This is a genomic window from Candidatus Krumholzibacteriota bacterium (assembly GCA_016932415.1).
Classification (GTDB): domain Bacteria; phylum Krumholzibacteriota; class Krumholzibacteriia; order Krumholzibacteriales; family Krumholzibacteriaceae; genus Krumholzibacterium.
This window is the reverse complement of sequence record JAFGCX010000025.1, coordinates 55,867-68,174: the sequence shown is the minus strand read 5'-3', so window position 1 is coordinate 68,174 and position 12,308 is coordinate 55,867. Positions and strand designations below refer to the sequence as shown.

Sequence of the window (12,308 nt, the reverse complement as noted above, 5' to 3'; positions counted from 1 at the left end):
TGACCTTTAGATGTCTACGAAACCGTGGGAAGTCCAGATGACAAAAAAATAATTAAGGAATATTACGATTTTCTTTAAAGGCATGACAGGCGTTATTGTAACAATCTGCTCTGTTGTTACGCTTTTCATCTTGATGCAAATAACTGCAAAGGTGAATTGGGAAAATATCTTTAACAAAAAAGTGTAATTGAGGGCTGCCTTGGGTACAAGGCGGGCCAGGATCGCCCCGAGGCTGAAGCTGTGTTATACTGGAGAAAGGGAGAAAGAGTGCAGCTGCACAGGTTCATGAGAAAAATCAAAAATGTTCTGATTCTGAGTTGTTGTATTATTCATCTACTCGCGATTCGAGCAACTACGGAATCACCAAGTGTCACTCTGACCAACCTTGTTGGGCCGTTGTGGATTTGTGAGGATACTTTCTACGCCAGGGAGAACTCGATAGTCTATATTGGATCAGAATATGTGACTGTTGTTGGAGCCACCTGGACACCCGAAACGGCAAAGTTACTAGCGAATGAGATATCGAAGATTACGAGTTCGAAGATCATGGAGGTAGTTAACACTAATTATCATCCGGATAGGGCTGGTGGAAACGCCTATTGGAAAAGTTCAGGGGCTAAAGTGGTCTCGACGCAGATGACATATGATCTACTTAAAAGCGACTGGGAAAGTGTAGTAGAATGGACAAGGCAGGCAATCCCGGAGTATCCGAGTTTGCCCCTGGTACTTCCGACCGAAACGCATTCTGGAGATTTCGAGTTACAGGAGGGTAGAGTGCGCGTGATGTACTTAGGTCAATCGCACACTCCGGATGGAATACTGGTGTATTTCCCGCGGGAAAAGGTACTCTTTGGTGGATGTATGCTAAAGAAACATCTTGGTAACATGAGCTTTGCTAACCTCGATGAATATCCTAAGACTCTAGAGAAACTCAAAGATCTTGGACTTGATATAAAAACGATCGTCGCGGGTCATGGAGTTGCTGTTCATGGACCGGAATTGATAGACCATTATATGGATCTGTTGAAGAATAGAAAATGAATTGTGTGGACGGCCGGTCTTGGTCAAACGAATTTATGAAACATTTTCCTCTAATGCATTGTCCCAATATGTGTGAGGCGCCGTCGGGCGGAATTGGGGTCGAAAAGCAAATTGACTGTCAGCATTTTAGAGGAGGTAAATAATTGAGAACACTTCTTTTTATTTTTGTTCTTTTCTTGTCACAAAACGTTATCGCTCAGGGAGTTAATCCTGAGGATTGGGGACTCAAACAGTTTCATATGGAGAATGAAAGACTCGGTGATATATATTTCTATGTCACCGAGAAGGGAATAAAAGAGAACAAACCTCTGTTGTTCATGGTAATCGGTTGTGGAGGATTACCCACTATGATAGTAGCGCGATGCGGAGAAGAATCTACGCAGATTGGCACGATGCCACCTGACTGGATAACCAGTTTTTCCGACGAATATCATGTTGCTTGTGTGGGAAGGCCTGGAACTCCATTTTGTGATACGGTCACAGTCGAAGAACTTAATCCTCTGGAGATACTTGAAAATTATCAACCGAGCGAGGAATACATCAGCAAATGCGGGATGGAATGGCAAATCGACGCGAGTTCAGTCGTCATAGATTCACTGTGCAACCTGCTGTCTGTTTCCGGAAATAAGGTGATAACCCTTGGGGCCTCCGAGGGAGGCGGTATCGCGTCCCGTCTGGCCGCAAAGAATCCAAGAATTACACATCTTGCCTGCGTTATTAGCGGAGGGCTCAATGAGTTCTATTCCAGCATTATTAATAACAGGATCGAAGCAATGGCAGGAACAATTACACACAGGGAAGCTCAGGCGGCTGTAGATAGCCTGTTCAACATATATAGGAAGATATATGCCGATCCAACGAGCACGGAGAAATCCTGGTATGGGCATCCCTATCGTCGTTGGGCCAGCTTCTGTTCAGATGCCGCTCTGGAATATCTGGTAAACCTGGAGATACCTATTCTCTATGTCAGCGCATCGGCGGACCGAAATGTCCCTGTTCTGCATTCTGATTATGTTATGCTGGAGTTTCTGAGATTGGGAAAAACAAATTTGACCTATCACGTCCTCCCCGGATGCGAGCATTGGCTCCATGAGAAGGTGGTGGAAAACGGTGAGGAGAAATATGAATCTCGTAAAAAAGAAGTGTTCGAAACCGTAAACGAGTGGATATCTTCGAATTAATATATGGAGTGGCGTCTTCATCATTGTTTACAGCTTAGGGCCCCGGCCTGTCACGCCCGTAGCAGAGTGCCTGGTACGCTGGCGCCGTAAGCAACTGAAGAGCATTGTAAGACAAGTCTGAGGATCTTCAATGACGGATGTTTTGAAAAGAAATAAGCGTATTGTTCATGATTATATACAAAATGTCGTCAACACCGGAGATGTGACGCAAATATCCAAATACATATCGCCAGACTATGTTGAAATATACAGGAACAAAAAGCATCCGATGGGGATTGACGGAGCTAAAGAACATATATTGGGAGTCAGGCGGACATACCCTGACCTTAAATTAACGATTGAACGGCAGATAGCTGAAGGTGATTGGGTAGTCACTCAAATCACGGCGCGAGGGACTCACAAGGGAGAATGGCTTGGAATAAAGCCAACGGGTAAATTAGTGGAATATTCTGGTGTAAATGTCGATCGAATTAGTGACGGTTTAATCGTTGAACATGGGGGGGCTGCGAATTTATTAGAACCCCTGTTTGAAATAGGAGCTATTGAGATTTATACTGACAGGGAAACTTAGACTGTCTGGCCGTCGGCCCCGCTTTGTCCCGATTCTAAATTAGTTGACAATGTATGCGCTGGAGTCGAAGTGAGATTTTCATATCGCGCCCCGGTTATGCCGTTGTTCTCGTTATTTGGTGTGGTGTCTTATAGCGTTGGGTTGGATAAGTATCTTGCTTATAAGGTTTAGATCCAGAAAGAGCCAATATGTGTCAAGCATTGCCTGCCCGAAGGTTGTTATGCTATCTTTAATGCGCAAATAAAATCTCTGGAGATGCCCGATTAGACTATTTGGAGGCAATAGGATTCAAGCATATCAGGAAGAGAAGAGCAGGCATGATATATTCGCTCCGTATTGGGCAGTGGGTCTTATTATTCTTGTTGGAACCGGGTTGGCAACGATATGGATTGATTTCGGATCTTTTTGGAAAGGATATGTTTTGGATATGACTGGTCCCGCGTGGAACTACATCTTGTTTCGAGGACTTTTCACGTTTAAAACAGATAACGCTTGGACACGGTTTTTTACTCCGAAAAGCACTTTGTTCATTTTTCTTTCAGTTTGCGTCAGCATTGAGGGAGCACAGTATTTCAGGTTGTACGAGTCCACATACGATCCATGGGACCTTTTAGCCTATGTTTCAATTCTGATTCCACTGTTCTTTTTGGACTCAATTCAGTCGAAACATGATTGTGAGGATTCAGGAGTTAAAATATGAGAGTGCTCGCTCGGAGTAGCTATATCATCATGGTTCGAGTCACGGTAATGGTATTGATCATAATGTTGTTTGGCTGTGGAGACGACAATTCCGTGAATCCATCAAAAAAATCGGATAATCAACTTGTCTTCACGCGGGAAGATGGATCTGAAGTAGAGTTCTCGATTGATGCTAAAACTTACGTATGGTGTGGTCCCTGGGAATCCGGGGCTATACCCGAACCTTCATTGCATGTCTCGTTCGGGAGTTCGCCTCAGACCGGTGGATGGATGCTCAAGGCAGTCGTCGCCGATATTGAGACAGGGGACACACTGCGTTTTCCAAACTATTTTATCTGGGACGAACCGGACAGTGTGCACATATTCCTCTTCGATCCTCCGAACGAACTGGCTACGGACACGGAAGAGTCCGCTGGGTTTATCGTGTTTCACAGTCTGCCATGCCCGGACGGTACGACTGTTGACTTTTCAATCGATGCTGTTATGGGCAGCGAGTATGGAGACATGCCATTTGTCAAAGTCAGCGGACGGTTCACAGCGGAGGTGACCGGTGCTATATCGACTGTCCTCCAGAGCATCCCGGGAAATCGACTGTCGAGCCCTGGTGATGGGTGCAAATAATGAGGAAAATCGCTATAATTATAGTGATACTTCTCACACTTCCAGCGAAGGAAATAGCGGGTTATTGCCGCGAAGTGCGCAGGCGGCGCCCGCGCCTGAAGCTGTCGTCAGGCTGATAGTCGACGGAGGTGATCAAATTGAAAAAAAACTCGCCGGCATGGATGATTATCCCTGCTATGGCATTGATCGCAGGCTGTAATGGTGACTCAGGGACGATTCCAGGCGAAGAAATTCAACCAACGACAAATTTCACGCTGAGAGTTGAACGTACAAATGAATTTGCCGTGGAATTGTTCAAGAATGTCAGGGAATCAGAGGATAACCTGATCGTTTGTCCACATAGTGTTTCTGTCGCGTTTGCGTTGCTCTATGCTGGCGCAAGAGGAGCCACTGAAGTTGAGATATCAGATGTGCTGAAATTTCATTATCCGCAGGAAAACGGTTTTCATTCGTCAATGTCATTGCTCAATGAACAGATCTGTTCAAGGGGTGGAGCGAATCCCGAAGAATTCAAGGTATGGATGGCAAACGGATGCTGGATAGACCGGAGTTTTTCTATCCTTCAATCATACCAGGACACTTTAGTTTATTATTATGAAACTGAAATGGACACGGTCGATTTTTCCAACCATCCTGAAGAAGCTCGTTCCACCATAAATGATTGGGTGTATGAAAATACGAATGAACAAATTGAAGATGCTTTTCCTCCCGAATGCATTAATTCAGCCACGCGCCTTGTGTTATCAAATGTATTTTGTTTCGAGGCGCAATGGCTGCAATGTTTTGATCCTGAATATTCAAGTAACAGAGTATTTACAAGACTTGATGGAAGCACAATATCTGTCATGACAATGGCGGGAGAAAGCCATTTCGATTATTTCGATGGCGATGGGTACAAAGCTTTGAGATTGCCTTATAAGGGAGATAGCGTATCAATGCTGTTGCTTCTACCTGATGAAGGTAATTATTCAGATTTTGAAGATTCTTTAGATGGAAAACTCATTACATCCATCTATGATTCTTTGAATTCAACATTTATTCATGTTGATCTTCCCAGATTTCATATCGATACAGCTTTATCGCTTAAAAGTGTGCTGGAATCGATGGGTATGACATCAGTATTTTATCCTGGGGCGAATTTATCAGGAATTGATGGAATTGATGATGGATCTCCATGGGTCGGTGATGTTATTCATAAAACATCAATGTATTTGAATGAGTATGGAACTTATTTATACAGCGCCACAGGAATAGTCTTGTTTGTTTGTGAGCTTCCAAGGTTCAGCGCAGATCGACCTTTTATTTTCGCGGTTATAGATGAACCGAAAGGGGTGATATTATTTATCGGAAGAGTAATGGATGCAAATGGGTATTGGTGGCCATTAGTATTTTAACAGCAGGCCCATTATACGCTCAACAACCAGGATTCCAGGATGCCATGCTTGACCAGTTGGTTGGAAAGTGGCTTATGCAGGGTACGATTGCGGGAAACGAGACCAGACATGATATTGAGGCGAAATGGGTACTTGGACATTATTACCTGCAGCTGAATGAAGTATCCCGGGAGATGACTGTCGACGGTGAACCTGAATATGAAGCCACGGTGCTTATCGGCTGGGACGATACCTCAGATCAGTACGTATGCCTGTGGCTTGATAACACCGGAGGAAGTGGTCTTTCTTCGGGAGTAATCGGCCGCGCGAAACGTGAAGGAAATCAGCTGCCGTTTGTGTTCAGACTGCCTGATGAAAGTATAATCTATAATACATTTACCCGCGATCCGGATAACGATACCTGGGAATGGCTTATTGATTCGGAGGAAAACGGTCAACGTAAAATATTCGCAAGAGTCAAACTGATAAGACAATAATGATGGAGTCATATAATATCACTGCCGGCAGCGATCATTACTCCTTCAGATGCCGGTCCATGAAACTTGTTATAGTCTCGAACAGGTGAGTCCTGGTCGCTTTGCCGGTGATGCTGTGCTTCTTTCCAGGGTAGGTCATCATCTCGAACGGAATCACCCTGTCCTGAAGCTCCTTGAAGAGCCGCGTACTGTTGGTGAACAGGACGTTATCATCGGCCATGCCGTGTACCACCAGCAAAGGCCCCCGGAGAGCATCCAACCAGGGAAATACTGATGTCGCTTCGTACCCGTCGCTGTTTACGCCAGGCAGGCCAAGGTAGCGCTCGGTATAATGAGTGTCGTAAAGCCGGTAATCGGTGACCGGAGCGACCGACGCGCCAGCGTGAAACAGGCCGGGAACTTTCGTCATGGTCATAAGGACCATGTACCCGCCGTAGCTCCAGCCGAAGATACCTATGCGCTCAGGATCGACGTACGGCAGGGTCGCAAGGAATCTGGCGCCGGCCGCCTGGTCGTCGACTTCTATCTTTCCCAACTGCCCGTAGATCGGATCGTCGAACTTCTTTCCCCGATGTCCCGTGCCCCGGTTGTCCAGAGTGAAGACGACATATCCATGCCGGGCGAGATATTGCGAATACAGGCTCCAGACTCCGCGCCAGTTGTTGTATACCTGCTGGCCGCGTGGCCCACCGTAACAGTCGACGAATACGGGGTATCTGCGATCGGGATCGAAAGGTACCGGCTTGATGATGCTATAGTAGAGGTCCTGGCCGTCTTCGGCCTTCAGGGTCCCGAACTCCACTTTGGCGTGCCGGCGGGAGTACGGAAAATACGGGTGTTCTTCGGAAAGAGCGTTTTCCTCCAACCAGGTGATCCTTGTGCCATCGGCCCTGTGCACGCTGACCTGGGGGGGCGTATCGGTGTTCGAGAACTTGTCGATGTATATGCTGCAGTCTTCGGCGAATTCCAGGTAATGGACACCGCTTCGGGAAGTTATCCGCCTCGGGCTATCAGGATCCGAGCCGTCGAGGGCAGCGGTGTAGAGATGTCTCTCAAGGACGGTCTCTTTGGTTGCCATGAAATACACGAGCCCCGCTTCTTCATCGACACCGAGCAGCTTTTCCACGCACCAGTCACCTTTTGTCAGCCGGGTCAGGACCCCGCTATCCGTATCACACACGTAGAGGTGTGGAAATCCGTCGCGGGCACTTTTCCATACGAACCCCTGGCTCTTCTTCAGGACGCGCAGGTCTTCGTGAAGCTCGACCCAGGTATCGCTGACTTCCCGCATGAACCGGTTCGCTTCGCCGCTGCGCACGTTGGCCAGCAGCAGGTCAAGGCTCTGCTGGTTACGCGATTGACGCTGGACTATCAGGTGTTCACCGTCGTACCAGTCGACGCGCGCGAGATAGATATCCTTTTCTGCACCCAGATCGATCCAGGTGATATCGCCGGCCTTTTTACCGGCGATCGTGACCACACCAAGGCCTACCAGGACGTTCGGATCGCCGGCAGCCGGATAACGCTGCTCGGTCACTACAAAATCCTCGGCATTGATCTCGTAACGCTTTGCCACCGGTACGGGGGATTCGTCGAACGTCTCGAAGGCGATATACTTCTCATCGTCTGACCACCAGTAACCGGTGAAGCGGTGCATTTCCTCCTGGGCCACAAACTCGGCCATACCGTTGGAGACGACGCCTCCGCCACCCTTGGTCAACTGATGCTCACCGCCAGTGGCGCGGGTTATCACGAAAAGGTCCTTGTCGCGTATAAAGGAAACAAAATTACCGAGGGGAGAAAAGCGGGCATCCGTTTCGAATGCGCCTGTCTCGGTCAGCCTGGTCATCGCCTTTTCAGGCGGCAGGGTCAGATCATAAAGATAAATATCGCCGGCAAGCGGAAACAGCAGTGCCGTGCCGTCTTCGGACCAGCTGTACTCGACTATTCCACTGAAGGCAGAGATCCTCTGCCTCTCGCGGCGGGCTCTTTCCTCCGCTGACAGCTTCACCTCACCAGGCAACAGCACCTGGGAATCTACAAGCAGCCGGGAGACTCCGTCAGCGATATTGTATTCCCAGAGATCGAGCTGCGCGGCGTCTGTATCCTTACCCTTGAGAAAAGTCACCCGCGAACCGTCAGGGGAGATCTTCAACGAGCGCGGACTCGGTCCACTGAGACTCGGGTCGTCAAAAATACGCTCGATAGTCAATCTGGCGGCTTCCTTCTCCGCTATGGCTGACAATGGTAAGATCGATATAAATAACAGTATTAACGCGGGAGTAATAAGATGGACGTGGCGCATTTTCGTTTCCTCTTTCTGCTTGACGGGTTGAACTCTGTTCAGAGGAGAATATCACATCTGCGGGATGGAATTCCAGTGAAAGAGGGGAATTGGGTATTAGGATAAGACTTGTATTGTGTGCCCTGGTTTAAATAAAATCTATCATTCAGATGGAGAAGAATATTATGGCTGTCAGGCGAATACGTTTGCGGTTGTTCCTCATTCGTTGTGGTCCCGTGAAGAGTGGCTGCGGCAACGGTGAGGCCATTGACAAGACCCCGCGGCGGGCGATTGTCGCCTGCTGGAAAAAGAAGGATCTGCAATGAAATCACTCATACTCAGGATCGCCATCGCGATAGTATTGTTGATGCCGCCAGGGCTGCATCTGATCTCCTGTTCATCCGCGACGGGCACCGATGACGAGGGCATCGCGCCCGGGGCCATAACCGACCTGGCAGTCGTTTCGATCACAGACACGACGGCCACCCTGACATGGACGGCCACAGGCGACGATGATAATGAAGGAACGGCCGCGCTGAACGTACAGATCCCGGCCCTGGTGGCGCAAGGAGTATCGGTGCAGTATTAATGAATCACCTACATGAAATGCAATATGTGAACAGGGAGAATATGTGAGTAATGTCCGGATGTTCATAACAGGGATCCATGGTATCAGCAAGAGGAGTTGGGAATGTCAAGGGCGGTAAATGTCGATAGATGTTTCGAAAAATTCAGCGATACGTTTTCGCCAAAGATCATTGGCGAGTTGAACGGTCAATATGTTATGATTGTACGGCTGGAAGGCGACAAAGTGCCGTGGCATGCGCATGCCGGCGAGGATGAGATGTTTTTCGTGCTGGCTGGTGTCCTGGAGATCATTGAGACGGAGAAGAAGACAACATTGCAGGCCGGAGAGTTCTATATCGTCCCAAAAGGAGTGGAACATCGAGTCGTTCCCCGGGGGCATGTCCGTCTGATGCTGTTTGAACCGGCAGGCATCTCTCACACCGGCAATGTCAAATCGGAGATAACCAGAGAAAAGTTTGACCGGCTTGAATGGTAGAGGAATGCATCAGAAAGGGTGAATCGAAGTTGCCGCGGAGTTGATAAAACTTCCTGGTAGTGGATGACCGCGCATGAAGAATAAAACCAGTTTCATAAAATATATCCAGTCATGGTCGATTATCATCATAATAACTATCGGTGTGAGCATAATCACCATTGACGTAATCGATTCTTACCAGGATTTCAATATTCGAGCGGATCAAATGCGCGAAGATCATATTGATCGTCAAAAACAGATAATCAAGCGTGAGGTCGAACGCGTTGTCGATATGATCCTTTATGAAAAAGAGCAAAGCGAAGATCAGGTAAAATCAAAAATTGAATCCAGGGTCTATGAAGCGTGCGCGATAGTCCAAAATATTTATCAGGAAAATAAAAACAGCAAAAACGAGGATGAAATCCAAAAAATAATATTAAACACGTTGACTCCGATCCGGTTTGAACAGAATCGAGGATACTATTTTATCATTCGTGTCGATGGAGTTGCGATATTGTTTCCTGGCAAATCCGATTTGAACGGTAAAAATCTGTTATTAGAACAGTATCCGGAAATACGAAGCATCACAAAAAATATGATTGATATCGTGGAGCAGGCTGAAGAGGGTTTTTATCAATACTACTGGAAAAAGCCGGATGCTGAAGGTGATGATTTTAAAAAAATATCTTTTGTAAAGCGGTTGAATCTGTACGGGTGGTTTATAGGAACAGGCTTGTATATTGATGATGTTACAAAACGGATAAAGGAAAACCTTCTCCTGGACATCAGCAGGATCCGGTTTGGCAAAGAAGGATATATTTTCGTCAACAAGTTTAACGGCGATGCTCTGGTGTCAAACGGAAAACTTTTGGCCGGAACGCAAAAGCTCTGGGAGGTCTTTGACGCTGATCCAGAAAAAATGAAAAACATTTTTGACAAAGAGTACAAAGCCGCGCATATACCCGATGGTGATTATATTTATTATTCGTTTTATAAACTGACCGATATGACGAAGGATTCGCCAAAAGCTTCTTTTATCTACGGGATTCCGGAATTGGAATGGATTATCGGAGCCGGCGTCTATCTTGATGATGTTGAAACAGAAATCGCACTGATTCAATCAGGGCTGAACGATAAAATCAAATCGAGGATCCTTCAATCGCTTCTGATTACTATCAGCGTAGTAGCGTTGTTGCTTTTTATATTCAGCAGGCTGAACCGAAGACTTAAAAAAGATTTCAATCTGTTCAGCTTGTTTTTCAATCGGGCGGTATTTTCCGACGATCCGATCGACAGGGGTGTAATACAGTTTGCCGAACTTGACCAGATGGCAGAAAATGCCAACAAGATGATAATGGATCGCAGGCAGGCCGAAGAATCTCTTCGCAAAAGCGAAGCGAACCTCCGCGCGGTATTTGAAGCGGCAAAGAATGTAGCCTTTGTAAAGGTCGAAGGGGACAGTGAAAATGGGGAAATAGTCGATTTCAGCCCCGGGGCCCAGCAGATATTCGGATACGCGGCGGAAGAAGTCCTGGGCAAGCCGATCATGATCCTTTATTCACGGGAGGAAATCGATAAAGTAGCCTGGTGTTTTAAAGAAATGAATGAATACAGAAAAAGCTGCAGCGGAGAATCGACGCTGGAAAGGAAATCAGGAGAAACATTCCCCTCGCTTTTTACGGCGCACCCGGTTTTTGACGATGATGGGATAATGGCAGCGGTTATCTGCGTGTTCATAGATATAACACAGCGAAAAAAGGCCGAAGAAGAATTGAGAAAGACAGAAAATTTGAAAAGTGTCGGTATCCTGGCAGGGGGAATAGCACACGATTTCAACAATATCTTGATGGGGCTGTTCGGGAATATTTTGCTGGCTAAAGAAGAACTTCCCGAAGATCACCCCGGCTTCAAACCGCTTGAAGATGCCGGAAAATCAATGGATCGGGCGATCCGGCTCGCAAAGCAACTGCTTACTTTTTCCAAGGGAGGGGCGCCCGTAAAGGAGAGGGTCAACCTGGACACGCTGATAGAGGAAGTCGTTCGGTTTGATCTTTCGGGCAGCAATGTATTACCGGTTTTTAAGCATGGAGATGACCTTTGGCCGGTCGAGGCGGATAGAGGACAAATACAACAGGTTTTTTCCAACCTCACGATAAATTCCAAACAAGCTATGCCGGATGGAGGTCATCTATATATCACAATGGTGAATGTCGATATTTCAGCAAACGAGATCCAGGGGCTGGACGAAGGAAAATATATCAAGATAACCGTGGCAGATGAAGGTATTGGAATCGACCGGAATCATCTTGGCCGGATATTCGATCCTTATTTTACTACGAAGCACGCGGGTAACGGGTTGGGTCTCACAACGGTCTATTCAATCATCAAGAGCCATGGTGGAAGCATCAGTGTCGATTCAAAACATGGTAAAGGCGCGACCTTCAAGTTGTATCTGCCCGCATCTGATCAATCTCTGTTGATCGAAAAAGGGCGACCTTCTTCAAAAAGTATTAAAATAGATCAAACCACCAGAGTGCTTGTCATGGATGATGAAAAGATGATATGTGATGTCGTCTCGCGAATGCTCAAAAATGAAGTCTTTGCAATTGAGACGGCATTGGATGGCATGCAGATGCTCAAGATATATAAAGACGCGATGGATGCCGGCGAGCCTTTTGATGTTGTTATCATGGATCTTACGATTCCAGGAGGAGTCGGTGGAAAAGACGCGATCAGGGAGATCCTCAAGATCAATCCTGAAGCGAAGGTAATCGTCTCAAGCGGATACGCCAATGATCCTGTTATGGCAAACTATTCTGAATATGGTTTCAGGGGTATAGTTGCCAAGCCATATAAAAAGAAAAAACTTTTGGAAGTGTTGAGCCATGTGTTGACAAAATAATTGGACTCAAACTGCTGAAAAGGGGGGAATAACGAAAAGGACAGTTGGATCCGTAAGGGGCGAGTCACTTATGAATATTTCTGACGGGATGTTTAAT

10 protein-coding genes are annotated in these 12,308 nt (G+C 46.8%); 9 read left to right on the top strand and 1 reads right to left on the bottom strand.

The genetic code is table 11. The features are described from left to right. The first annotated feature begins 267 nt into the window (after window positions 1-267). From bla to JW814_09290, 6 genes are all read left to right on the top strand, one after another. Complete coding sequence (bla, locus tag JW814_09315; protein ID MBN2071641.1) at window positions 268-1,041, top strand: subclass B2 metallo-beta-lactamase; 774 nt, start codon at window positions 268-270, stop codon at window positions 1,039-1,041. A gap of 143 nt (window positions 1,042-1,184) precedes the next feature. Beyond that, the gene (locus tag JW814_09310; GenBank protein MBN2071640.1) at window positions 1,185-2,222 is read left to right on the top strand and encodes a hypothetical protein; all 1,038 of its coding nucleotides are present in this window, start codon (window positions 1,185-1,187) and stop codon (window positions 2,220-2,222) included. A 130-nt stretch (window positions 2,223-2,352) separates the two neighbouring features. Beyond that, the gene (locus tag JW814_09305; protein MBN2071639.1) at window positions 2,353-2,793 is read left to right on the top strand and encodes an ester cyclase; all 441 of its coding nucleotides are present in this window, start codon (window positions 2,353-2,355) and stop codon (window positions 2,791-2,793) included. Window positions 2,794-3,489: 696 nt separating this feature from the next. Further along, a complete protein-coding gene (locus JW814_09300) occupies window positions 3,490-4,113 on the top strand; it encodes a hypothetical protein (GenBank protein MBN2071638.1) in 624 nt (207 codons plus the stop codon). Window positions 4,114-4,250: 137 nt separating this feature from the next. Beyond that, window positions 4,251-5,507, top strand: coding sequence for a serpin family protein (locus tag JW814_09295; protein MBN2071637.1), 1,257 nt, complete (start codon window positions 4,251-4,253; stop codon window positions 5,505-5,507). Window positions 5,508-5,551: 44 nt separating this feature from the next. Continuing rightward, window positions 5,552-5,983, top strand: coding sequence for a DUF1579 family protein (locus JW814_09290; GenBank protein MBN2071636.1), 432 nt, complete (start codon window positions 5,552-5,554; stop codon window positions 5,981-5,983). Window positions 5,984-6,020: 37 nt separating this feature from the next. Here the strand turns inward: JW814_09290 and JW814_09285 are convergent, their stop codons facing one another. After that, entirely contained in the window at window positions 6,021-8,288 is a 2,268-nt protein-coding gene (locus JW814_09285) for a S9 family peptidase (GenBank protein MBN2071635.1), read from the bottom strand. A 301-nt stretch (window positions 8,289-8,589) separates the two neighbouring features. Here JW814_09285 and JW814_09280 point away from each other — a divergent pair, with 301 nt between their 5' ends. From JW814_09280 to JW814_09270, 3 genes are all read left to right on the top strand, one after another. Further along, window positions 8,590-8,856 (top strand): hypothetical protein, encoded by a 267-nt coding sequence (locus tag JW814_09280; GenBank protein ID MBN2071634.1) that lies wholly within the window; start codon window positions 8,590-8,592, stop codon window positions 8,854-8,856. Between the two features lie 102 nt (window positions 8,857-8,958). Then, window positions 8,959-9,330: a cupin domain-containing protein gene (locus tag JW814_09275; protein MBN2071633.1), complete on the top strand. Its 372-nt coding sequence runs from the start codon at window positions 8,959-8,961 to the stop codon at window positions 9,328-9,330. Window positions 9,331-9,403: 73 nt separating this feature from the next. Then, window positions 9,404-12,211 carry a cache domain-containing protein gene (locus JW814_09270; protein ID MBN2071632.1) on the top strand — a complete coding sequence of 936 codons (2,808 nt, stop codon included), beginning with the start codon at window positions 9,404-9,406 and terminating at the stop codon, window positions 12,209-12,211. Window positions 12,212-12,308: the final 97 nt, after the last annotated feature.